Raw genomic sequence first — 23,527 nt, 5'->3', positions numbered from 1 at the left:
GGTTGCGCTCCTGTTCTGCACCGACCCGGGTCAACGAGTGATCAGCCACCATCCCCAGCTCTGGCGAGATGACGTTGCAGGTCGATGTGCCGAAACTGGTAAACCGCTCCAACTTGCCGCAGCACACCCCGGTGCTGGTGAGCGTCGGCGAGGAATGCCATGAGGTTGCGAGGAATGCGGTGGTGGGAGGCCAAGTGAAACTTGGCTGCTGAGAATGGGCCCCAGGCCGTCCTTGTGAAGGCGATGGTCAGGCCGAGCCATAGGGCGCCCGCCAGCGCGGCTGCTTGGCCCGCTGCGTCTGCACCGCTCAAGACGAGCAGTATCCAGGGACCGAGACCCGCAGAAACTGCGACTCCGAGAGTGAGAGCCCAAAAGACGCGTCTGTCCCGTGACCAGAGTGCCACGGGGCCGACCGCCACGGCGGTGTCGGCTGAAGTGACTCCCAGCCCGAAGGCAATACACAGGCCCAGTCCGACTGTCGCGGCCGAGGCAAGGGGCAGCCCGGCGGGTGCGACCAGCAGGGCAGTGGTGGCTACCGCGATGGCCGCCCCCGGCCAGTTCGGCGCCCACCGCAGTCCCGATGCAGGACGACGTGGTGCTTCGTCGAAGGCCAACCAGCCTGGCACCGCGAGGAGGATGCCGGCGAAGACACCGAGGATGGGTCCGACGATCAGGGCCAAAATCCTGTTGCCGGCATCGGGAGCGATGATGAAGCCGATGGCCGTAAACACGACGCTGAGAAACAGGCACATCGCCTTGGTGACCATCACGGGGATGCTGCGTTGAACGGCTCGTCGTAGCTTCCACCAGGCCAGATCAGGGGTGGCGTTATGGACGCGGTGAAGGTAGCGCGCGAGGAAGACGAAACTTCTCTGAGCCTGTTGGGGCGTCCACCGGCATGGATAGCGGGGATGGGAGCGGTAGGCAGATGTGATGAACGCGGAGAAGAGGTGGCGCTCGACGGCGACACGGGTGGGAAAGCGTGACGTATCGCAGAGTTCTCCAGGGTTGGGCAAGTCGTGGGAGCTCTCGCCAGGGCGGGGGTTGTAGATGGCGCGGGCCAGGAAGAGCATGAGCGGTGTGTGCAATGCCTCGCCGACGGGAGTTGTGGTGCCCAGCTGAGCAGCCACAGGGCTCCAGCGGTCAGCGGCGTATCCGCTGGCTCCGGCATCGCGCCGCAAGTAGGCTGCGACATCTTCGGCGTCCAGAGGACGTAGCTCAATGCCTGCTGCTCCAGCCAACCTGGCCGGCAAGCCGGCGTGGGGGTACAGCACGTCCCGGTATTCGCCGACTCGGCTGGACAGGACGACGGGATGCCCCATGGGAAGTGCTTCGTTGATCGCACTGAGAGCTGCCGCGCGAAGGGGCGTAGGAATCTCGTCGAAGCCGTCCAAGACGGGGAGGATCAGCCGCCGGCCGAGTAGAGCGCGGGCGCGATCAATATGCCCGTACCGCGTAGGTGCAGGTTCAGTCAGGGTGGGATAGTCCGAGGCGAGCCGCTCGGCCATCCAAGCGTAGAGATCCTGTCGTGTGGGATTCCACGTCGCCAGCGGAAACAGCACTGGAACGGCATTGGTGTGCGGGCTGGCAGCATTCGTCATCCGTCGGTGAAGCAGCCCCAACACCAGCCGTGAGAGGAGGACTGTCTTTCCCGCGCCAGGCCCTCCCAGCACCAGAAGTCGCCGAGTAGGGACCCTTTCTGCGAATACTCGCGTAATTTCCGCCCCAGAACCTTCCAACTCTGCTGGGGAATTTGCCCACCCCTCGGGGATACGGCCCAGTTCTCCAGGCCAGTCGCCGGCAGTCGCCTGGAGCAGCGACCAGGATTCGACCAGATCGTCCGGGGCGGTCCTCCACCTCACCGTCATGGGATACGGATCGTTCACGCGCCGCACCTGGACCTCGGTCTCCCACTGATTCTGGACGACTTGCGCCAGATGCTCTGCGATCTCCTCCAGTGGCTGCTCGGCAGCACGTTCCGCACCCGAGCGGAAGGTCACCCAGGACAAGAACAACGGAGCCAGAGTAGGCAGCAGTGACGCTGCAGTCGCGGCCGCCCCAAGGTGAAATCGGTGTGCGACCCACAACGCGCCGATGATCCCGCCTAATGCCAACGCAAAGTAGACCGCACTAACTCGCCGCGTCGCGTTTCTCCATCCCCACATGCCCGCCATCATCCCGCGCAGGTCCGTGCCTAGGAAGGCAGATGGTGAACCGGAGGGATCGACTACTTCTCCACCATGCGAAGTGGCCGGTTCAGCGGCCCAGCGCTGACCATGCGGCCACACCATGAGCCATGGCCAGCGCATGGTCCCGCATCTCGCCGAGTGTTCAGCCGACCCGGCCCTGTCACCGATACGAGACGCGTGCATGCGCACGGCCGAGCAACTAGAGCAAGCCTGCAAGGAAGCGGGCCGCGAACACCTCACCAGTGGCCGGCACCGGCGCATGGCCGCGCTGCAGGCCATCCACGCCCCGCAGGCGTGGATGGCCCCCGTCGTCACACACATCTGGGCCAGGACCAGCACTGCCGCGAGGAAGCCGATGACCGGACCGAGCCGGGCGGCCTCGGCCTCCGCGTGGTCCAGGGAGATCGCCCGGTGGCCGGGACGGTGACGACGGCCTCCGGCCAGCCCCACGGCCGGATCACCGCACACGTCAGGACCACGACGAGCAGGGCGGCGGAGAGTGTTTCTGCTAGCGGGGCGTTGAGCGTCCAAGCCTTTCCGGGAGGGACGGCAGCCGACGACGAGGCTGCGACAGTTGAATGGGCGAGCCCACCGGTACAGGTCGGGTTCGGGGCCGTACTACCAACGCAGAGGCGCCCACCGGGAGGTGGCACGTACCACGGCGGACACCGGCACGGTGCTGACAGTGGGCAATGCGGCACCCACATCAGCGGCCGTCCCGCACGATGCGAGCCGCTCCATCGCCCGTTCGCAAGGGGTGGCGTCATCCTGATCGGCGCACCGAATCTGAACAGGTCGCACAGGACACCGCGGTATCACCGTGAGTACCCACACACTGCCCAATGACTGACCGAGGTCTCAGATGACCGGTATGCCGACTCCTTCGTCGAGCCGGTCGACAAGGATCATCGCCACGTCGTCCGCCAAGTGGCCTTCGGTGTGGCGGATCAATGCGTGGTGCAGTTGCTCAAGGAACTCTTCGGGGGTGGTGCTGAAGCTGATCGACTCCATGGTCTCCGACAGAGGGAAGAAGTCGTTGTCAAGGTTGCGGGCTTCGATCACGCCATCGGTGTAGAGGAGTAGACGGTCCCCGGGTACGAGTGGATAGCTCTCTGGCTTCTCGGGAGGGCCGGTGATCAGATCCTCCAGGCCCAGGGGCGGACGCGGCGAGGTGGGCATCAAAGGCTGGGTTCGGCCCTCGTGGAGTACTAGCGCGGGCGGATGGCCGCGGTTGACCAGTTGCACTACGGGTTCGTCGTCCGGCACCTGGGCGATGAGTGCGGTGGTGAATCCCTCCATCAGGGCTTCCTCGGGATAGGCGCCCGGCACAGCGGCCTCCCGGCGCAGCGCGGCCGCGCAGTGGTTCATGACCCCCACCAGATCGTCCTCGTAGTGCACGACCACCCGGAACGCGCCCAGCACCACCGCGACCGCGCGCATGGCAGTCAGCCCCTTGCCGCGGACGTCCCCCACGATCATCCGGACGCCGTACCGCGTCTGCACGGCCTCGTACAGATCACCGCCTACCTGCGCCCCGGTCCCGGCCGCGAGACACAGACTGGCCGCCCGCACCGGGCCCAGGCGCTCGGGGACTGGCCGCAGAATGACCTCCTGTGCTGCCACGGCGATCCGGCGGACCTGCTCGAGCTCGCTCCTCCTGTACGCACGCACGGCGCTACTTGTGATGAAACCGGCGAGGGATACCAGGACCAGAGCCAGGAAGTTGGTATAGACCTGCAGGGTCCCCCATGCCTGATTGTAGGTGGCCGTGGTCACGCTGACCGCCAGCGCGAGAGCCACCGCCAGGGCCGTGCGCTTGGGGCCCATCGTTACCGCCGCCAGCGCCGGCACCGCGGTGAGAAACGGGCCGGTATAGATGAAGTGAGCTGGGGTGAGCTCGATGATCAGTACCGCCAGCGCGATCACAAACGGCACACACTGCGCCAGTGCGAGCAGGACGCTGCTTTGACCGCCCACTCCTGGTCCAGAGGGTGGACGAAAGAACGACACCATACATTCAGCCTGCCTCGCAGACGCTCTGGTGGCCTCCTAGGGCGGCCCGGCACCGAACGATGCGATGTCCTGGCCGAGGACGCGCGCCGCGACTGCCACTGACAGCACCTCGCCCCATCCCCGATCCAACACGGCTCCCCCATCGGGTCGACGCCGGCCTCGAGACCCAGCTGTGGTCACTGTATGAATTCACGCCATCGCACAGAGCCCTCGAACATTCAGCACGCCCGGTGAGAATTTCGGCAATCAGACGCACGCCTGTTCCCGCACGCCCCCGGCTACCCATGAGCGCCGCCTGGTGCCCGCTGTTCCCCTCGCGCTCCTCGGCGCTCACCTGGGCGTTGAGTACGCCTGGACGAGGCGGTGCGGTTGGATCCTGCTGGTCCGGTGGTCAATGCGCCCGAGGGCGTACCGGTTGACCTCGCGCAGTGCCTGGTCGAGGCGAATCGGTCGCTCGATACCCCGCCGAGCAGGCTGGACAACGCGGCGTTGCGGCCAGCCATGAAAGGGCTGCGCGAGACCGGCTACGGCCGAAGTAGGCACGGACTTGCAGCAGTTGGAGTGCGCCGGGCTTGGTGCCTTCAGATGGTCCGGCGACGCATTCCAGGCCGCGGCGACGGGCAATTGGTAGTCCATCGGCGGCGCGAGCTCCAGCCGCTGCGTGCGGCGGCTGACGAACCCCTCTTTCTTCGGGAAGACGGCGGCGAGGCTCAGTGACTAGGGTTGCCGGGCGGTCTCGGAGCGGGTGCGCTCGTACTCCGCGGGGTCCAGGATCTCCCAGACCGCCTGGCCGACGGCAAGGACACCGCGGGCCGGCAGGGTCGCTGCACCGATACGCACGCAGTCCGGGAGATGAGTGGGGCGGCCGAGGTCGACACCGTCGAACATGGCTCGCGAGGTTTCGACAAAGTAGATTCGCTGCGGCATGAGCATTCCGGTATGGCCGCTTGGCATGACGCCGGAGAAGCGCATGTCGCCCATTCCCAGCGCGCGGGCCAGGTGCTGCCGTGCCCGAAGCCAGACAGGAGTGCGCCAGGTGGAGAGCGGCAGCGCCGCGCTGACGCTGTTCAGAAGGTCCAGGAGCCGGGTCGAGGTGGCGGTCAGGGTCCAGTCCAGGGAGGGGGAATCCATCGTCACCCGCAGGGAGGCCGCTCCCGTCCAGGTGACCTGTATGTGGGCGTGTCCCGTGCGGTCGCATGCAGCGCCGTAGTACCTGGGGCACGCGGTGTCCAGCCGTGTCCCGTCAACATCGATCGACCAGTTGCCGGCTGGATCGCGATGCCACAGCGTGCGGTACGGGCCGAAGTCGTTCTCCGGGAAGACGCGCAGTGCGAGCACATGACCGGAGTCGAAAGGCAGCCCGAACACGCCCCAGCCCTTGACGTATTCATGTCCCGGCCAGGGGGCTCGGCCCCGTACCGCCGGGAGGTCCGACAACCTGGCGGACAAATCGAGCATCTCCATCACCCCGGAGTGTCGTCCGTATGCCTCGATGCCCCTGACACCAGCGTAGGGGTTGCCCAAAGTACGGGCATTGTGCGGCGGTAATGGCGTGTGCCGCGCTCGGCTTCACTGGGCGGGCAGTGCACCTGCGCCGGCTCGCCGACGCTCACGAGAAACGGATCGACGCGATCTCCGCGCTCGTCACGCGGCAACGGCACACCGATCAGCGTCACGCGGGCAATGCAGTCACTGGGACGCCTCATCCCCCTGTCAGGCCACAGCGCACCCGACCGGCACCGCAAGGCAGTGTCTCCCAGCTGGCCGACGCGTCGCCGCCAAAGCACGGAGCCGATCCGTCTTTGGGTCCGACCAGCCGGAGTACACCGCGAGGGTGTTGTGGCCCGATGAGTAAAAGTACTCATGACGCCCATCGAGCTGCGGGGAAGGATCGGGGGATGACGACGCCAAGGAAGACGAGAGCCCGGCTCGGGATGCTGCCGTTGGTGGTGATGGTCCTGCTGGCGGCGGGGTGCGGAACGCAGCGGGCAGGGGATACCGCCGACGCGTACCGGCGTTCGCATCCAACGCCGACCGGCATATCGACGCCGAGTACACCAGCGGACTTCCCCTGCCCCGGCGAGAGCCCCGAGCCGACGGCGCCAAGGGACGCCACTACCCCCAGCTCAACCGTGCCGCCGACCGACCACTACGCCGAAAACCACGGCTTCAGAGTTCCTATCCCGCTCCACGGCCAGAGTCGCTGCGACGGATTCACCGCCGTCGAACACATCAAGCATGCACTCGAACCGCTGCGCCAGAACGCCGACTTCGCCCCGGACAGCGTCCGCAACGCGCTCACCAGCCTCGGCTACTCCCCCGACAAGGTGCAGGCGTACCAGGACGGGTCCGCCGGGGTCGGCTTCCTCATCGACATCGGCGTCTCTCCCTGGTGTGTGGAGGGAACAATGAGCAGTGACTCCACCAAGGCGGATGCCTTCGGCGGCTACCCCGACGGCACCGGCTGCGAGCCTCCGAGCGGCGGCCACTGACCACAGTTTCCGCCAGTGACAAACCATCAACGTTCGCTGTCCCAGGTCACTGAGGCCCTGAGCACACCGGGAGACAGTGCCCCTATCGGGCATTCGGGCGGCAGCTGTCGCGTGGGCCGGGCGTCGACATGCTTGCCGCCGTACGCCGGCTACTGGTGCACCTACGGCACCAACTGGAAGGAAGACGGCACACACCGAAACGAGCGGCGGTGCACCCCACCCTGGCACCAGGTGCAGCGCACCGCCTGTACGGGTACCGAACCTGGGCCAGGATCCTCACGCAGCTTCAGGGCCTCGACGGGCCAGGGTGGGCCTAGCGGTGCCCCGCATCACTGCCCATTAGGGGGACCTCCAGAAGGAGACCCCCGGCGGAATCTTCGTCGAGCCGACCGACCACGGCCTCGGACGTTCTCACGGCGGCCTGACCAGCAAGATCCATCTGGCCGTCGAGCAAGGACAGAAGCCCTTCTCGGTGGCAATCACGGCCGGGCAGCGAGGCGACTCACCGCAGTTCGATCCAGTCCTGGAAGCGATCCGGGTCCCCGGCTGGGGCTCGGCAGCCCGCGCAAGCGCCCCGACCGGGTGCGGGCCGACAAGGCATACGACTCCCGTAACAACCGTACCTATCTGCGCAGACGTGGGACCAAGGCCATGATTCCGGTGCCTGCAGACCGGATCCGCAACCGGCTCAAGCGCCACCGTGGCATCGGCACCCGATACGACAACCTGCTGTCCGATACGAAGCGACCGCGCTGGTCGCAGCCATCAACGAGTGGCCGTAACGGGCACGTGACCACGCATCAAGCCCACACCGCTTTGACCACAGCATGGCCTGCCGAAGCTGCCCGCTCGTAGAACCCCAGGAGGTCCCGGTGATAGTTGAGGAATTCTTGCCTGGCCTGCGCCTCGTCCCGGCCGGGGCCCATGATCTTGCCCCCGGCAACGTTCCACAGTTGGTCGAAGGAAACAGTTGCGAGGAAAGCTGCGGCCTGTGAGACCCCAGGTGGCTCCAGAAGCATCAGGGGTGGGTTGGAGGGGTCGGCGTCCGCGCTGTGTGGCACGGGACGGCCACCGTAAATTGGGAGTGTCCAGGGCTCGTCGGCATCTGTGTCGAGTACATCGGCTGCGGCGTAGAGGTCATTGACGGTGCCCCAGACCTTGTTGATCGAGTCGGCGATACCCGCTGCGTACTCGTCGGGGTGGTTGTCCCAAGCCTCGGACATGAACGCCGCAAGCCAGGTGTGGTCGTCCCGGATCTCGGACTCCGCGACGGCGCGAAGGTGTAGGTGGATGCTCATCGCCACGAGTCCTCCGGTTCGGCAGCCCGCCTGTCGGGCCGAACAGACAGAACTTACTCGACGGCACTGACGGCCGTTTGTCGTCGAGATCGACCGCTACGGACAGGCCATCCGACGGAACTTTCGCTTCAGGTCAATACGCCTAGTAGGGCTTGGTCATCTTGCTATCGGTGCGGGTATGTCGCGGCGGCAGGTGGGGCAGGCGCCGGTCCAGAGGGCGAGGAGTGTCTGCAGTTCACGGACGATCTGGTAGAGACTCAGACCGCCGCTGTGTCTTTTGGGGCGCGAGCCATGCGCCTGAGGGTGCAGAAGGCATGGGCGGCGGAGACGAGGGTGACATGGTGGTGCCAGCCGCCCCAGGTGCGGCCTTCGAAGTGGGCAAGTCCCAGGGCCTGTTTCATCTCCCGGTAGTCGTGCTCGATGCGCCAGCGCAGCTTGGTCAGCCGCACCAGGGTGGCCAGTGGCATGCCGGAGGGCAGGCTGGACAGCCAGAACTGCACCGGCTCGCTCTCGGTGGCGGGCCATTCGGCCAGCAGCCAGCGTTCAGGCAGCTCGGGAGCGTCCGTGGTCTTGCGTAGGCCCCGTCCGGCGGGCCGGACCCTGAGGGCGACGAACCGCGAGTACATGCGCTTGAAGCCGTTTCGGCCCGTGCCCGGCCGGGAGCCTACCCGCCAGGAAACCGGCCGTGCAGCCGCCCGGTAGGCCGCGATGACCAGGTCTTTCACCGTCTGCGCAGGGTCGGGGTACTGCGCTTTCGGTGGTACCGGTGCCCGCGTAGGGGGGCTGGACGGGCCGGGCGTCGGCCGGATGGGCGGTGTGGCGGCAGGAGATCCCGACCGCATAGGGCAGGCTGCGTTCCTCCAGCCCCAGACGGAAGGCGGCGGCATCGCCGTATCCGGCATCCGCCACGACCAAGGGGACATCGACGCCCCACGACCGGGTTTCGTCGATCATGTCCAGGGCCAGCTGCCGCTTCTCCACATGCCCCACCTGGGCGGGGATGCCGCAACGGCCGCGGCGGGCGACCTTGGCCGCATCCGCCTGTCCAGAGGCCGGATCCCATGAAGCGGGCACGAACAGCCGCCAGTTCACTGCGGCCGAGGCCTGCTCACGGGCCAGGTGCAGCGACACTCCCACCTGGCAGTTGGTGACCTTGCCCGCGGTGCCGGTGTACTGCCGCGACACACACGCGGACGCGTCCCCGTCCTTGAGGAAGCCGGTGTCGTCAACGATCAGCGCCTCCGGACCGATCGCCTCGTGCATCCTCCAGGCCAGCCGGGCCCGCACATGCGCCGGATCCCACGGGCTGGAGGTGATGAAGTGCGCCAGCGCCTGCCGGTTGCCGTCCTCGCCGAGGCGGGCTGCCATCGGCTCCACCGACTTACGCCGCCCGTCCAGCAGCAGCCCTCGCACATACGCCTGTCCCCACCGCCGCTGGTCCGCACGGAAGAACCCGTCGAACAACTCCGCCGCGAACGCCTCCAGGTCCCCCCGGGCCTCGGTCATCTCCTCAGGTGTCACACCACGACAACGCCACCCACGAGGCAACAGACACGCCACTCAGGAGTGAAGATGACCAAGCCCTACTAGGTCCGCTGCTCGCACTCCAGCCGCGCCGGCGGTTCCGCCAGGACGCCGTCCTGATCGTGGACGGTACGCTCGTGCCGACCCGTGATCACCGGGTCGCGGAGCAGTCGAAGAACTATCGGTACTCCACCAACCACCAGGTCGTCATCGACGCGGACACCCGGCTGGTCGTGGTGGTCGGCCAGCCCCTGCCAGGCAACCGCAACGACTGCAAGGCGTGGGAACTGTCCGGGGCCAAGGCGGCCGTCGGTAGGACCACGGTGATTGCCGACGGCGGCTATCGGGGCACTGGCCTGGTCATCCCGCACCGGCGCGGGAAGGGGCAGACGGAACTGCCGGCTTGGAAAGAGGAGCACAACACCTCACACCGCCGGGTCCGTGCCCGTGTCGAGCACGTCTTTGCCCGCATGAAGGGCTGGAAGATCCTGCGCGACTGCCGGCTGAAGGGCGACGGTGTTCACCACGCCATGCTTGGCATCGCCCGCCTGCTGAACCTTCCCCTTGATCGTGGACACCTGGAGACTGGGACCTGAGGTTCCAGAGGAAGTAGCACCAGGTGGGAAGCAAGTACACGAAGCGGTACACCGAAGAGTTCAAGCGGGACGCGATCGCGCTCGTCGATTCCTCGGGCAAGACGGTCACGGCGGTCACCCGGGAACTCGGCATCAGCTCCGAGTCCCTGCGCGGCTGGTACCGCAAGGCGAAGGCGGACCGGGGCGAGGGCACTCCCGGCGAATTGAGCAGTGCCGAGCGCGAGGAGCTCCAGCGGCTGCGGCTCAGAGTGGGGACTGCTCGTTGGTCGCAGGTTCGAACCCTGCGGAGGCCCTACGTCGGCGAACGAGGCCGCGTGCCGTCAACCCTGTTCGGACGTCGCGGAGCCGTCCTGTCCGCGCCGCTGCTCGGCGATCCACGCCAGCACCTCGAGCATCACCTGGATCTGCCGGCGCAAGGGCCCTGCCCTCCTCGCCTTCCACGATCTCGATCTCCCAGGTCACGCTGAGCGGTTCGGGTCGGCCCCAACTCATATGCATATGCACGACGCTCCCCGCCTCCGGGTTGCCACGGCCGATCATGCGTTCCCCGCACGCACAAGACCTCGGGAACCGGCCCCCGTTCACCCCATCGAGGGACAACCTGGCCATCCACGGCCAACAACCGAATCAGCAATTGGCAACCCGGACCGTGTCCTCCGGCGAGGCTGCCAGAATGGTGCGGGTCAGCCATTCGGCGCACGTCGCCCGCTCGTCGAGGGCGCGGTGATGTGCATCCTGAGCAAGGGAAGATCCCGGCGCATGCCGAGCACTGCGGTTTCTGACAGGCCCACTGTCCACCAGCTGAAGATCGAACTTCGTGGGTTGCGTCCGCCGGTGTGGCGGCGGGTGCGGGTGCCCTCGCGGCTCTCCCTGGGCGGCCTGCACGAGGTGGTCCAGGTGCTGTTCGGATGGGACGGCATACATCTGCACGTCTTCGAGGACGGACGGCGCGCGGCGTGGGGTCCGCACCGCGACCCGCTCGGCGGCGCCTTTGACTCCGGGTGGGACGACGAGGACGACGTGTCGCTGGCGGACGTGCTGCCGCGAGCCGGGGGGCGGCTGTCGTACAGGTACGACCTCGGGGACGACTGGGAACACCGGATCACCGTCGACGAGGTCCGCCCGGCCGATCCGGACGAGGCCGGACACGTGGTGTGCACAGGCGGGCGGCGGACGCTGCCGGACTGCGACGATGTCGGCGGCGTCTGGGCGCTTCAGGAGTTGCTGGAGCGGTACGAGGCGGGCGAGCGGCCAGAACCGGTCACCGAGGAGGACGGGGAGCCGGAGTACGACAGTCACACCGACTATGTACTCGCCCACATGCTCGCCACCGGGTTCGACCCCGCGTGCCTGGACGTGGCGGAACTGAACCGGGCGTTGGAGGAGCTGCCGCTGCTCACGGTGGACGGCGTGAGCGCGGCCGAAGAACAGGGTGGCCGGTTCCTGTGCCCCTCCTGCGGCGAGTGGCACCCGCTGCCCGACGGGGACGGGGGCGACTTCGCGGACCTGGTCGGCGAGGTCCTGGACCCGGCGTCGCGGACGGCCCCGGCGATCCGGCTGCCCGACGACGCCGAGCTGGCCCGGCAGGTGCGCGGCGCCGAGCACTTCATGGCGGCGGTGCGGCTCGGGCACTGGTGCGGCGCGGGCCGGGAGCTCACCCCGAAGGGGGTGCTGCGGCCGAAGCTCGCCCGGCAGGCGGTGGAGGAGGCCGGGCTGTGGCGTGCCGCACCGGACGAGTGGGGGGACGCCGCGGAACGTCGGCAACGGCTGGCCGACATCCGCAGCGCCGCCGACATGGGGCCGGTACAGGAGCCGTGGGGGTGGGCGCTGCTCGCCGGATTCGTGGAGGTGAGCGGCGACGGCAAAAAGGCGTCCTCGGGCGCTGCCCTGCCGGACGAGCTGGACGACGCCGCTGTGCTGACGGCGTGGCAGGAGACGCTGGCCGGAGCGGTCGCCGACGTCTTCGCCGAACTACCGGAGCCGATCGGGATGCTCCGCCTGATGTCCGGGCTCGGCGAGCTGCTTGCCCAGGCCCCGCCGGTCGGGTTCGGCCTGCTGCTGCACTGCTACGGGCTGCCCGAGGGCGAGTGGGCGGATGTCGCCGCCTTCTTCGGCGAGTCCCTGGAGGATCTGCCCGACGACGCGGCCGGAGAACTGCTGAGCGCGCTGTACGTGGTTCAGTGGGAGGAGGCGGCAGAGCTGCTGGTGCGGTTCGGGGCCGCCGAGTACCGGCCCGAAGACCCCCCGCCCGGCGACGAACAGGACGACGACTGGCTGCTGATCGGCCTGTCCGCGCCCGTGCCGGGCCGCATCCGCCTCACCTCGCTGGGCCGCGCCGGGCTGCGCGGGCTGCTGGTCGAGGCCGGGGTGAGCGCCCCGGTGGTGGGGCGGATGGAGCGGGCGGAGGCGGCCGAGCTGCTGGCCGCGCTGGCCACGTACCGCTACCCGGAGGACGTGCGGGCGGAGGTGGTAGGCTGGCTGGCCCCCGCACACCCGCTGGCGCGGCGGTGCAGCTCGTCGACGCCTGCGGCGGCTCGGAGGGGGCCGACGCGCTGCGGCGGCTCATGGCCCCACTCGTCCTGGAGCACCTGCTGCCCGCCCAGCGCCCCGGGGAGCCCGAGAACCCCGAGGACACGGAGCCGGACCAGCGGCACCGGGTGCGCGCGGTGCTGCGCAAGGCCGCCGCCTCCGGGGTTCCGGGGTGCGCGCACACCGCCGCCTCCTGGCTGCGACGGATTGGCGAACCCGCCCAGGGGCAGGACGCCTTCGGCCGGGAGTGGATGTGTCTGGACGGCCTGTACGCGTACGCGGACGGCGGCCCCGAGGCGCTGCGCGCCCGTCTGGAGCAGGGGCCCGAGGGCGGGCCGCGGGTACGCGAGCAGGTGGCCGAACTGGCCGACGACCTGTGGCGGGCTGGGCACCCGCACGGCGAAGCCGTGCTGACCGCTGTCGCAGACAGCCTCGTAGACGAGGACAAGCAGCTGGTCAAGCGGTTGCGCAAGGCCGCGTTCAAGGCGAGGAGCGCCGCGTGAGGATCGCCGTGCCCGGCCAGCGGACGCGTACGCCGCTGCCGGCGCCGCCGATGGCCGACCGGGAGGCGGCCGCCTGGACCAGGGAGTTGGCGGCCGGCGGCTGGGCGGCGGTGTTCGTGCCCGCGCCAGCCGGACAGCCGCACCGGCTGGGCAGGCTCGCCCTGTACCCACTGCCGGAAAGTGCGCTGCGCGCGCTCGCCACCGCGCCGTCCGCCGTGGACGGGCTGCCGCTGAGTCTCGTACTGCCGCACGGCAAGGGCGTACGAGCCAGAAAGGTCGAGGCGTACGGGCTCGCCCCCGGCACCGCCCTGGCGCTCCTGCTGGACCCGCCCGAGCAGGGCGCGCATCCCTCGCTGCACGCCTGGGCCGCCGTCGCCCGCGCCACCCTGCGGCTGATCGGCGAGGGCCGCCTGCAGCCCGCGCTCACCGAGGACGGCCGTCCCGTGTGGCGGCTGGGACCGCTCGGCGCGCACGGAAAGCGGACGCTGGACGCCCTGGCCGCCGCTCTGCCGCCATACGCCCACAACCTGCCCGTCCCCGGCAGCCGCCCGGTTCGGATCGCCGAACCCGGCGCCCTCGTACGGGAGTTCGCGGACGCGCTCGCCGACGCCCTGCCGCGCACCCCGGCCGCACCCCTGGCCGCCCCCGACAACCCGTACGCCGACCGCGCCCCGAGCCCCCACCCCGAACTCGCCGAGTGGGCCGCCCAGGTGGATGCGGAGCGCTCCGCGCTGGTGAACGTCTCGCTGCGGGTGGAGCCTCCCACCGGGCGGCAGCGCGTCTTCCACACCGCTCTCCAGCTGCACAGCGCCGCCGACCCCTCCCTCGTCGTCGACGCCGCCGACCTGTGGGCCGCCCCGGAGCGCACTGCCCGCCTGCTCGGCCCGCGCGCCGAGGCCGAGACGCTGCTCGCGCTGCGCCGCGGCGCCAAAGCGTGGCCCCCGTTGGCCCGGCTGCTCGCCGAGTCCACGCCCGCCCGGCTGCGCCTGTCCGACCAGGAACTCACCCAGCTCCTCGACGAGGCCGCGGGCCTGCTGCACGACGTGGGGCTTCGCGTGCACTGGCCGAAGGACCTGGTCAAGGCCCTTGAGGCACGGGCCGAGATCGGGGCGACCACCGCTCCCGGCGCCACGGTGAACACCCTCCTCGGCAAGGACGCCCTGCTGGACTTCTCCTGGCAGGTGTCCCTGAACGGCGAGCGGCTCACCGAGGCCGAGATCGACCAACTCGCCGAAGCGCGCCGCCCCCTGGTGAAACTGCGCGACCAGTGGGTGGTCGCCGACCCAAGGCTGCTGGCCCGGCTGCGCCGCCAGGAGCGCGACCTCACGGCCCTAAACGCGCTGCAGGCCGTCCTCACCGGCGAGATCGAGCGGGACGGCGAGCGGATCGAGGTGAGTGCCGCGGGCGCGTTCGGCGAGCTCGTCGCCCGGCTGCGCGAACCCGAGAAACGCGAACCGGTCACCGTACCACAGGAGTTGACCGCCGCCCTGCGCGACTACCAGAAGCGGGGACTGGCCTGGCTCGCCGACATGACCCGCCTCACGCTCGGCGGTGTCCTCGCCGACGACATGGGCCTCGGCAAGACCGTCACACTGCTGGCCCTACACCTGCACCGGCAGCAGCACTCCGACACCGCGGGCCCCACCCTGGTGCTCTGCCCCGCCTCACTGCTCGGCAACTGGGAGCGCGAGGCCGCCCGCTTCGCCCCCGCCCTCGCCGTGCGCCGCTACCACGGCGGCGAGCGCACCCTGGACCACCTCACCGGCGGCGAACTCGTCCTGGTCACCTACGGAGTACTGCGCCGCGACACCGAGCGGCTCGCCGGGATCAAGTGGTCGCTGATCGCCGCCGACGAGGCCCAGCACGTCAAGAACCCGTACGCCACCACCGCCCGCCGACTCCGCGCCCTGCCCTCCCGGGCCCGGGTGGCGCTGACCGGCACCCCCGTGGAGAACAACCTCTCCGAGCTGTGGGCACTGCTCGACTGGACCACCCCGGGCCTGCTCGGCTCCCTCACCGCCTTCCGCGACGGCTACGCCAGGGCGATCGAACGCGGCGCCCTTGGCGCGGACGGCGACGAGGAGGCCTCCGAGGACGGGCGCCACGCCGCCGAACGGCTCACTCGCCTCACCCGCCCTTTCCTGCTGCGCCGCTGCAAGTCCGACCCGGGTATCGCCCCGGAGCTGCCGCCCAAGACCACCACCGACCACCCCGTCCCGCTCACCCGCGAGCAGGCCGCGCTGTACGAGGCGCAGGTCCGCGAGGCCATGGAGAGGATCGAGAAGGCGGACGGCATCGCCCGCCGTGGCCTCGTCCTCAAGCTCCTCACCGCCCTGAAGCAGATCTGCAACCACCCCGCCCAGTACCTGCGCCAGCCGGGCCCGCTGCCAAACCGCTCCGGCAAGCTCCAGCTCCTCGACGAGCTCCTCGACACCGTCGTCGCCGAAGGCGAGTCCGCCCTGCTGTTCACCCAGTACACGCAGATGGGCAGGCTGCTGGAGGCCCACCTCGCCGACCGAGGCGTGCGCACCCTTTATCTGCACGGCGGCACCGAGGTCAGGCGGCGTGAGGAGATGGTCGCCGCCTTCCAGCGCGGTGACGTACCCGTATTCCTGCTGTCGCTGAAGGCCGCGGGCACCGGCCTCAATCTCACCCGCGCCACCCACGTGATCCACTACGACCGCTGGTGGAACCCGGCAGTCGAGGACCAGGCCACCGACCGCGCCTACCGCATCGGTCAGGACCGCCCGATCCAGGTCCACCGGCTCACCGCCCAGGGCACCGTCGAGGAGAAGGTAGCCCGCCTGCTCGGCGCCAAACGGGCGCTGGCCGAGCAGGTCGTCGCCTCCGGCGAGGCCGCCCTGACCGAGCTGTCCGACGCCGACCTCGCCGAGCTCGTCGCCCTGTCCGCCACCGCCGAGGGAGAAGACCTGTGACCCCCGCGCACAAGGCCCCGCGCCGCGGCACCCGCGCCTTCGCCACCACCTGGTGGGGCCAGGCATGGATCGACGCCCTGGAGGCCTCCACCCTCGACGCGGGCCGCCTCGCCCGCGGCCGCACCTACGCCCGCAAGGGCATGGTCCACCCCGTCACCTGCCTGCCCGGCGCGCTCAAGGCCGCGGTCGAGGGCAGCACCCCCTGGCCATACGACGCCGCCGTCCACGTCCCCATCCTCACCGACGCCCAGTGGGACACCCTGCTCGACGCCGTCGCCGCCCGGGCCGGGCACACGGCCGCCCTGCTCGACGGCGAGGTGCCCGAGGACCTCGTCGCCGACGCGGCCTCCGCCGGCGTACCGCTCCTGCCCCAGCCGCACGAGCTCGACCCGGAGTGCTCCTGCCCCGACTGGGGCTACCCCTGCAAGCACGCGGCCGCCGTGTGCTACGCCACCGCCACCCACATCGACGAGGATCCGTTCCTGCTGTTCACCCTCCGCGGCCGCGACCGCGACAGCGTCCTCGCAGCGCTGCGCGCCCGCCGCCGGGCCGCCTCCACGGCCGACTCTGCCGCCGCCGAGGACCCGGGCGCTCCGGCTCCGTACGGCATCCTCGCCCGCGACGCCTTCACTGCCTGGGACGGCATCTTCACCCCGCCCTCACAAGAGGCGCCCGGGTCCCGCGACGCAGTCGCGCACCTGCACCCCGGCGGCCCTGAGCACTCCCCGGACCCGCGGCCCGCCCCCCTCACCGCCGAACCGCCCCGTACCGGCCCCGTCACCCTCCCGGACCTCACGGCCCTGATGCGCGACACAGCGCAGCGCGCCCGCGGCCTCGCCGACGGCCACATCCTCACCCTGCACCTCGACGCTGCCGACGACGCCGTACGCATCGCTGCGGGCGCGAGCGAGAAGTGGTTCCACCGCCTGGTCACCGGCACGGGAAACGACCCCACCGGCTTCGCCCGCCTGGTCCGCGCCGCCCGCCACGGCGGCGTCCCCGGCATCACCACCGCCCGTACACCGCTCACCCCCGACCCGGCCGCCCTCGCCGCCGCCCGCACCGCACTCGACGACTCCGACGAGCCGATGCCGGTCAGGACCTGGCGCAACCGCCTGACCCTGGACGCCCAGGGCATCCAGCTCCGCTACGGCCCCGACGGCCGCTGGCACCCCTACGCCCGTGAAACCCTCGCGGGCCGCACCGACTGGTGGCCCTGCGCCCCCGCCCATCCCGACCCGCTCGCCGCCCTGACCAGCGCCCGCACCGCCAATGGGCGCTGATACCGGGCGTGGACGGTGACGTGTGCTTCCCCGGCTTGGTCCGCGCTGACCAAGCGGGGGCACCCCCATCATGAGTGACCTCCCCCCGGGCGCTAGCAGACGGGCTACCCCAGGCGAGCGGCGGCGACGACTTGGACCGGAACGGGCCGCCACCGTCGTACGCCAACGGCTGTCCGGCGGGCTTGCCCGTCGGAGCCGGACCTGTAGCCATCACCACACGTCCGAGTCACTTCAGAGGTACAGAGTGGACTCCACGATGATCCGTGATCCCGGCGACCACCGCCCGCCCCCGTTCCCATTTGTCTGGTGCCCCGCCGGGGGCACAACGCATACGCCGCTGACCTGCGATTTCTCACCCAGGGAGGGGCTCTATTCGGCCTCGGACGTCTCGTCCGGGGCCGTTTGTGTGAGCGGTGCGTGAGCGGACGGGGAGTTGATCTCCCGAACGACACCGAACGGATCAGCACCATCCGGCAGGACTCCGGGCCGGGCTTCTCCGCGCCGTCGGCCTCGGGCACCGCCTTGGGAGCTGTGTTCTCAGTGGCGGTGCGGGCGCGCGGGACGAGCCGGCCTGCGGCTTCGGCGATCGCCAGATCCGCCTCGGGCAGCAGGCTCGTGTACGTGTCGGCCGTGATGGTGATCGAGGAATGGCCGAGCATCTCCTGGATGTCCTTCAGAGTGGCCCCCGCCGCGTGGGCCAGCGTCGCGGCACCGTGGCGGAGGTTGTGGAGCCGGACTTGGCGGAAGGCCGATCTGTCATGGCAGGCGGCCCCTGGGCCCCGCCCTTCGGGGCCCAGGGGCTGTCCAGGACGCCCGCGCCGAGGTCTTCGCCTTCATCGAGAGACCCTGTTGCTCAATTCGAGGGAGTTTGCGTCGATCACTCGGTCGGAGGCAGGCGGCGTGACGGACCCTGCTGGTCAGGGGCGCGTGAAGGGGTCGCCCTGCGACAGGGGGTGGCGGTTGTGTCGATGGGATCGGCTTCTGGCGGTGTTCCGGATGGGACGAGTGCGGTCGCACATGCCGCGTTCCCAAAGATGGTGTCCCTCGTCGTGGTGTACGGGATCAGCGGCCGGGAGTGCGCGGGCGTCTGCCCGGGGCGCACTTCCACGGGTGGTTACCGCTCCCTGAACAGGAGGCGGGCCACCGCGTAACTCTCCTTGGTGAACGCCCAGTTCAACCACGAGGAGTGCACGATGGCCCTGTCCCAGTCTGAACTGATACGGCTCCTTGAGTCACTACGCTCGACCGACGGAATCGAGCTCATCCGCGCCATCGCCGAGCGAATGGTGCAGGAGCTGATCGAGGCCGAAGCGAGTGCCCACATCGGCGCGGAGTGGAACGAGCACACGCCGACGCGGACCAACATCCGCAACGGGCACCGCGAGAAGGTGCTCACCACGCTGGCCGGCGACCTGGATCTGGAGATCCCCAAGGTCCGCACCGGCAGCTTCTTCCCCAGCCTGCTGGAGCGGCGGCGCCGCATCGACCAGGCCCTCTACGCGGTCATCATGGAGGCATACGTGCACGGCGTCTCCACCCGCAGTGTCGATGACCTGGTCAAAGCGCTCGGCGGGGACAGCGGCATCTCGAAGTCGGAGGTCTCGCGGATCTGCCAGGCGCTGGACGAGCCGCTGACCGCGTTCCGCACCCGACCGCTGGATCACGTCCGCTTCCCCTACGTCTACCTGGACGCGACCTACTGCAAGGCGCGCGTGAACCACCAGATCGTCTCGCGGGCCGTCGTGGTCGCCACCGGCATCACTGAGGACGGAGGCCGCGAGGTCCTGGGCCTGATGGTCGGAGACAGCGAGAGCGAGGCGTTCTGGAAGGAGTTCCTGCGCTCGCTGCGAGAGCGCGGCCTGTCCGGGGTCCGCCTGGTCGTCACCGACCAGCACGCCGGGCTGGTCGCCGCGGTCCGCAAGGTGATGCTCGGCGCCGCCTGGCAGCGGTGCAGGGTTCATTTCCTGCGCAACGTCTTCAGCGTGATCGACCGGGATTCCGGTGAAATGGTCGCCGCGACGATCCGCACGATCTTCACCCAGCCCACCGCCGGCCTCGTGCGCACTCAGCTGGACACCGTCGCCGACACGCTCGGCGCCCAGTTCCCCAAGGTCAAAGCGATGCTGTTGGAGGCGAAGGAGGATCTGACCGCGTTCGCCAACTTCCCGCCCCGGCACTGGAAGAAGATCCAGTCCACGGATGAAATCGTCAAGGCTGGCCGGGGATAGCCGGGAGTTTCGTGCCGTTGTGGGTCGGGGCGGGCTGCCAGTGGGAGATCAGCACTTGATAGGCGTGTTCGGCCTGCTCGGCGATCGCTCGTTCCTGGGCGCGGAGGTCCTTCTTGTTGTAGGCGTAGCCCGGGCCGCGGCGGTTGCCGTGGGCGGTGGGCCGTCCCGCGGTCAGCTCGAGTTTGCGCTGCTTGTAGGCCACCAGGCTGGGCCGGGCGAAGGCGTAGTCCTGGTCCTTGGTGACCAAGTGCCAGGACAGGACAGTCAGTTTCCGGGCGACGGCGACCAGGGCGATCTGGGTGCCGCGGCGGGCGGCGATGCGCTGGTAGAAAGCGCGCAGCGGTCCAGGGCTGCGGGCAGCGGCGAACGCCGCCTCCACCAGCACCGCGCGGGCCTGGGCCCGTCCGGCCTTGGTGATGCGGCCGTGCTGGGCGGGCAGCCCACCGGACTGGCGGACCTTCGGGTTGAGACCGAAGTACGAGACCAGCTGGTCAGCACTGGGGAAGCGAGTGAAGTCGCCGACCGCGGCCAGCAGCGTGATCCCGGTGATCGCGTCGACTCCCGGGATCGTCATCAGGTGCCGCACGATCGGGTCGCCGAGTGCATCGGCGGCCAGTTCCCGCTCGACAGCGGCGAGTTCGTCCTGCTAGAAGTCCAACTGTCGCAGCAGCGCCTGCACCGTGTGCTGTTCGTCGGCGGGCAGTGGCTGCGTGGCCAGCCAGGCCCGGCCGGCCCGCCCGAACAGGTCGGAGACCGGCGGGCGGGGCAGCAGGTTGCGGTGGAGCACAGCGTGGATCTGGTTCTTCGCGCGGGTGCACTGGCGCACGAGATGCGCGCGCCGCATGGTGACCCTGCGCAGCATCCGGGTGCGCTCATCCGGCAGCCAGGTGCCCGGCAGGAAGTCCGCGGCCAGCAGCTGCGCCAGGATCCGCGCGTCCACCTTGTCCGTCTTGACCTTCGCCTCGGCGATCGCCCGGGTCTTGACCGGATTGGAGATCACCACGCGGGCGACATGCTGCTCCAGCAATACCGCTATCGCCGCCGAGTTCGCGGTCGCCTCCAGGGCGATCTCGTCGTCAGGGCGCAGCGACTGCGCCCACTCCCGAAGCTGCCGCGGGCGGCAGTCCAGCCGGCCCTCGTCCCTCAGCAGCCCGTTCTCCACCACCGCGACCTGAGCGAAGTCGCGATGGATGTCCATCCCGATGCAGCGTCCCATCGCCCTTTCCTCTCGACCTCGTGCGGGGACCGCCGGGCAGAACGACACCTACGGATTCGCGCTCACGGCGCAGCCAGGAAAGTCGCAGGGGCGGCCAACTACTAACGCGGGCTCGCAGCCCATCGATTGAGACCGGCCTGCCCATACTGGTTCCCCCAGACGCCCCTGTCCCGGCGCTTGCACCGTACGGCCGTGAACCCGGCCCGGTCACCAGGCAAGCGGCGCCCAGTACTTTCATACCGGGTACCAACCCGCTGGAGCGAGTGAACCGGGAGATCAAGCGCAGGATCGACGTCGTTCAGGTCTTCCCCAACGACGACGCGCTCATCCGGCTGGTCACCGCCGTGCTCTTCGAGATGCACGACGAATGGATCGCCTTTCCCCGCCGCTACCTCCCCGAAGGCAGCATGGGCGAGATCTACCGCGAACTCCCCGAAAGCACCCCCGCACTACCCAACACCCCGAATACGCCCCCCAGTTGATCCCCAACACCACGACGAGGGACATGACCCTTCGACCCGGTCGACTACCGCGAGCGCCATGCGGTCGAGTGCGGGATCAACCGCCTCAAGAGGAACCGCGCTGTCGCCACGCGCTACGACAAGCTCGCGGTCCGCTACGAGGCGACCGTGCTGGTCGCAGCGATCAACGAATGGCTATGACCCTGTCTCACGCGTCATCACGTATGTGTTCCCGATGTCGGGATCGCCGTAGAAGAAGAACAGCTTCAACTCGTCGTGCTGATCGCGGTCCACATAGAAGGACCACGCGTATGTCGATGGGGGTTCAGGAGTCGAGGTGTCAATGGCCGTTGCGGGGGAACGGCTCTCCACTCGGGTCCGGGCTGTCAGCGCGAGTCGGACGACCTGTCCGCCGTCGCCGTCAGTCAGTTGCCACGTTCCCGTACCGGAGAGGCGCCAGCCGTCCTCGAAGTCGAAGTCCTGCCCGTCGAGCCTTTCGAAAAGAGCTGTTCCGTCTTTGCGGAGCGCCACGCGGGTCCCCTCGACGTTTTCCCAGCCCCCAGCGACTTCGGCCGCCGTGGTGTCGTGGATCCCTGTTCCCGCGTAGTACTGATAGGGGCCGGCGCACGCAGTCAGAGCAGTCAAAACCACCATCAAGCCACCGAGAGCGGCCCCCCACGCACGCAGCCTGCTTCCACCCGCCATCCTGGGCCTCCCACCCTCAGCCCACATCCGTCAACCGATAGGAGTGGGCCGTGGAGAGATACCTTGTCAGACTCGTTGAACGTGTTCAACTCTGCGACTGGAGAGGTGGCGCCTACGGCCCCCAGCTCGTGCATCCAGCACTGCCCGCAGCCACCGATGAGCACCGCGAACAGCGTTTTCGATACACGGCCTAGTAGGGCTTGGTCATCTTCACTCCTGAGTGGCGTGTCTGTTGCCTCGTGGGTGGCGTTGTCGTGGTGTGACACCTGAGGAGATGACCGAGGCCCGGGGGGACCTGGAGGCGTTCGCGGCGGAGTTGTTCGACGGGTTCTTCCGTGCGGACCAGCGGCGGTGGGGACAGGCGTATGTGCGAGGGCTGCTGCTGGACGGGCGGCGTAAGTCGGTGGAGCCGATGGCAGCCCGCCTCGGCGAGGACGGCAACCGGCAGGCGCTGGCGCACTTCATCACCTCCAGCCCGTGGGATGCGGCCCATGTGCGGGCCCGGCTGGCCTGGAGGATGCACGAGGCGATCGGTCCGGAGGCGCTGATCGTTGACGACACCGGCTTCCTCAAGGACGGGGACGCGTCCGCGTGTGTGTCGCGGCAGTACACCGGCACCGCGGGCAAGGTCACCAACTGCCAGGTGGGAGTGTCGCTGCACCTGGCCCGTGAGCAGGCCTCGGCCGCAGTGAACTGGCGGCTGTTCGTGCCCGCTTCATGGGATCCGGCCTCTGGACAGGCGGATGCGGCCAAGGTCGCCCGCCGCGGCCGTTGCGGCATCCCCGCCCAGGTGGGGCATGTGGAGAAGCGGCAGCTGGCCCTGGACATGATCGACGAAACCCGGTCGTGGGGCGTCGATGTCCCCTTGGTCGTGGCGGATGCCGGATACGGCGATGCCGCCGCCTTCCGTCTGGGGCTGGAGGAACGCAGCCTGCCCTATGCGGTCGGGATCTCCTGCCGCCACACCGCCCATCCGGCCGACGCCCGGCCCGTCCAGCCCCCCTACGCGGGCACCGGCCGGCCACCGAAAGCGCAGTACCCCGACCCTGCGCAGACGGTGAAAGACCTGGTCATCGCGGCCGGCCGGGCGGCTGCACGGCCGGTTTCCTGGCGGGTAGGCTCCCGGCCGGGCACGGGCCGAAACGGCTTCAAGCGCATGTACTCGCGGTTCGTCGCCCTCAGGGTCCGGCCCGCCGGACGGGGCCTACGCAAGACCACGGACGCTCCCGAGCTGCCTGAACGCTGGCTGCTGGCCGAATGGCCCGCCACCGAGAGCGAGCCGGTGCAGTTCTGGCTGTCCAGCCTGCCCTCCGGCATGCCACTGGCCACCCTGGTGCGGCTGACCAAGCTGCGCTGGCGCATCGAGCACGACTACCGGGAGATGAAACAGGCCCTGGGACTTGCCCACTTCGAAGGCCGCACCTGGGGCGGCTGGCACCACCATGTCACCCTCGTATCCGCCGCCCATGCCTTCTGCACCCTCAGGCGCATGGCTCGCACCCCAAAAGACACAGCGGCGGCCTGAGCCTCTACCAGATCGTCCGAGAACTGCAG

16 protein-coding genes and 6 pseudogenes are annotated in these 23,527 nt (G+C 69.4%); 11 read left to right on the top strand and 11 right to left on the bottom strand.

Translation table 11 applies throughout. The features are described from left to right. Positions 1-41: 41 nt before the first annotated feature. The 4 genes and pseudogenes from N8I87_RS40705 to N8I87_RS40690 form a co-directional block, all read right to left on the bottom strand. Positions 42-2,015, bottom strand: a complete 1,974-nt coding sequence (locus N8I87_RS40705; protein ID WP_263216945.1) for an NACHT domain-containing protein — start codon at positions 2,013-2,015, stop codon at positions 42-44. Between the two features lie 414 nt (positions 2,016-2,429). After that, positions 2,430-2,677 (bottom strand): annotated as a pseudogene (locus tag N8I87_RS40700) (arsenic transporter); the annotation flags it as partial. Positions 2,678-3,047: 370 nt separating this feature from the next. Beyond that, positions 3,048-4,115, bottom strand: a complete 1,068-nt coding sequence (locus N8I87_RS40695; protein WP_263215955.1) for a PP2C family protein-serine/threonine phosphatase — start codon at positions 4,113-4,115, stop codon at positions 3,048-3,050. A gap of 804 nt (positions 4,116-4,919) precedes the next feature. Beyond that, a complete protein-coding gene (locus N8I87_RS40690; protein ID WP_263215953.1) occupies positions 4,920-5,660 on the bottom strand; it encodes a hypothetical protein in 741 nt (246 codons plus the stop codon). A gap of 440 nt (positions 5,661-6,100) precedes the next feature. Between N8I87_RS40690 and N8I87_RS40685 the strand changes: the two genes are divergently transcribed. Further along, on the top strand, positions 6,101-6,694 hold the full coding sequence (locus N8I87_RS40685) for a hypothetical protein (protein WP_263215952.1): 594 nt from the start codon (positions 6,101-6,103) through the stop codon (positions 6,692-6,694). Between the two features lie 400 nt (positions 6,695-7,094). Then, a pseudogene (locus N8I87_RS40680) lies at positions 7,095-7,390 on the top strand (transposase); the annotation flags it as partial. Between the two features lie 104 nt (positions 7,391-7,494). Here N8I87_RS40680 and N8I87_RS40675 read toward each other — a convergent pair. From N8I87_RS40675 to N8I87_RS40670, 3 genes are all read right to left on the bottom strand, one after another. Further along, complete coding sequence (locus tag N8I87_RS40675) at positions 7,495-7,992, bottom strand: YfbM family protein (RefSeq protein WP_263216944.1); 498 nt, start codon at positions 7,990-7,992, stop codon at positions 7,495-7,497. Between the two features lie 257 nt (positions 7,993-8,249). Next, positions 8,250-8,618, bottom strand: coding sequence for a transposase (locus N8I87_RS44815; RefSeq protein ID WP_411577196.1), 369 nt, complete (start codon positions 8,616-8,618; stop codon positions 8,250-8,252). Beyond that, positions 8,536-9,498, bottom strand: coding sequence for an IS701 family transposase (locus N8I87_RS40670; RefSeq protein ID WP_438829319.1), 963 nt, complete (start codon positions 9,496-9,498; stop codon positions 8,536-8,538). The genes N8I87_RS44815 and N8I87_RS40670 overlap by 83 nt, the downstream gene beginning before the upstream one ends. An 80-nt stretch (positions 9,499-9,578) precedes the next feature. Between N8I87_RS40670 and N8I87_RS40665 the strand changes: the two are divergent. The 5 genes and pseudogenes from N8I87_RS40665 to N8I87_RS40645 form a co-directional block, all read left to right on the top strand. After that, positions 9,579-10,112 (top strand): annotated as a pseudogene (locus N8I87_RS40665) (transposase); the annotation flags it as partial. A 23-nt stretch (positions 10,113-10,135) separates the two neighbouring features. Beyond that, the gene (locus N8I87_RS40660; RefSeq protein WP_263215951.1) at positions 10,136-10,579 is read left to right on the top strand and encodes a transposase; all 444 of its coding nucleotides are present in this window, start codon (positions 10,136-10,138) and stop codon (positions 10,577-10,579) included. 25 nt (positions 10,580-10,604) lie between these two features. Next, positions 10,605-13,055 carry an IS1096 element passenger TnpR family protein gene (locus N8I87_RS40655; RefSeq protein ID WP_317633537.1) on the top strand — a complete coding sequence of 817 codons (2,451 nt, stop codon included), beginning with the start codon at positions 10,605-10,607 and terminating at the stop codon, positions 13,053-13,055. Positions 13,056-13,194: 139 nt separating this feature from the next. Next, positions 13,195-16,080, top strand: coding sequence for an SCO1167/SCO6262 family helicase (locus N8I87_RS40650; RefSeq protein WP_263216942.1), 2,886 nt, complete (start codon positions 13,195-13,197; stop codon positions 16,078-16,080). Beyond that, positions 16,077-17,363, top strand: a complete 1,287-nt coding sequence (locus N8I87_RS40645; protein WP_263215949.1) for an SWIM zinc finger family protein — start codon at positions 16,077-16,079, stop codon at positions 17,361-17,363. The genes N8I87_RS40650 and N8I87_RS40645 overlap by 4 nt, the downstream gene beginning before the upstream one ends. Positions 17,364-17,467: 104 nt before the next feature. On the opposite strand, the gene N8I87_RS40640 is transcribed toward N8I87_RS40645, so the two are convergent. Beyond that, positions 17,468-18,064: a hypothetical protein gene (locus N8I87_RS40640; protein WP_263216940.1), complete on the bottom strand. Its 597-nt coding sequence runs from the start codon at positions 18,062-18,064 to the stop codon at positions 17,468-17,470. 492 nt (positions 18,065-18,556) lie between these two features. On the opposite strand from N8I87_RS40640, the pseudogene N8I87_RS40635 reads away from it, so the two are divergent. Next, a pseudogene (locus tag N8I87_RS40635) lies at positions 18,557-19,585 on the top strand (IS256 family transposase); the annotation flags it as partial. Here the strand turns inward: N8I87_RS40635 and N8I87_RS40630 are convergent. Next, a complete protein-coding gene (locus tag N8I87_RS40630; RefSeq protein WP_263215948.1) occupies positions 19,572-20,165 on the bottom strand; it encodes a transposase in 594 nt (197 codons plus the stop codon). The pseudogene N8I87_RS40635 and the gene N8I87_RS40630 sit on opposite strands and share 14 nt — an antisense overlap. Positions 20,166-20,237: 72 nt before the next feature. Then, positions 20,238-20,807, bottom strand: a complete 570-nt coding sequence (locus tag N8I87_RS40625; protein ID WP_263215947.1) for an IS110 family transposase — start codon at positions 20,805-20,807, stop codon at positions 20,238-20,240. A 236-nt stretch (positions 20,808-21,043) separates the two neighbouring features. Between N8I87_RS40625 and N8I87_RS40620 the strand changes: the two are divergent. Both N8I87_RS40620 and N8I87_RS44810 read left to right on the top strand, forming a co-directional pair. Continuing rightward, positions 21,044-21,289: pseudogene (locus N8I87_RS40620) on the top strand (transposase); the annotation flags it as partial. 30 nt (positions 21,290-21,319) lie between these two features. After that, positions 21,320-21,469 (top strand): annotated as a pseudogene (locus N8I87_RS44810) (IS5 family transposase); the annotation flags it as partial. On the opposite strand, the gene N8I87_RS40610 reads toward N8I87_RS44810, so the two are convergent. Continuing rightward, positions 21,464-21,922, bottom strand: a complete 459-nt coding sequence (locus N8I87_RS40610; RefSeq protein WP_263215946.1) for a hypothetical protein — start codon at positions 21,920-21,922, stop codon at positions 21,464-21,466. The pseudogene N8I87_RS44810 and the gene N8I87_RS40610 sit on opposite strands and share 6 nt — an antisense overlap. Positions 21,923-22,247: 325 nt before the next feature. On the opposite strand from N8I87_RS40610, the gene N8I87_RS40605 reads away from it, so the two are divergent. Further along, positions 22,248-23,498: an IS701 family transposase gene (locus tag N8I87_RS40605; protein ID WP_263215945.1), complete on the top strand. Its 1,251-nt coding sequence runs from the start codon at positions 22,248-22,250 to the stop codon at positions 23,496-23,498. Positions 23,499-23,527 lie beyond the last annotated feature (29 nt).

Source organism: Streptomyces sp. HUAS 15-9 (assembly GCF_025642155.1).
Lineage (GTDB): Bacteria > Actinomycetota > Actinomycetes > Streptomycetales > Streptomycetaceae > Streptomyces.
The sequence above is the reverse complement of the archived record's forward strand: the minus strand, read 5'-3'. Positions and strand labels throughout refer to the sequence as shown.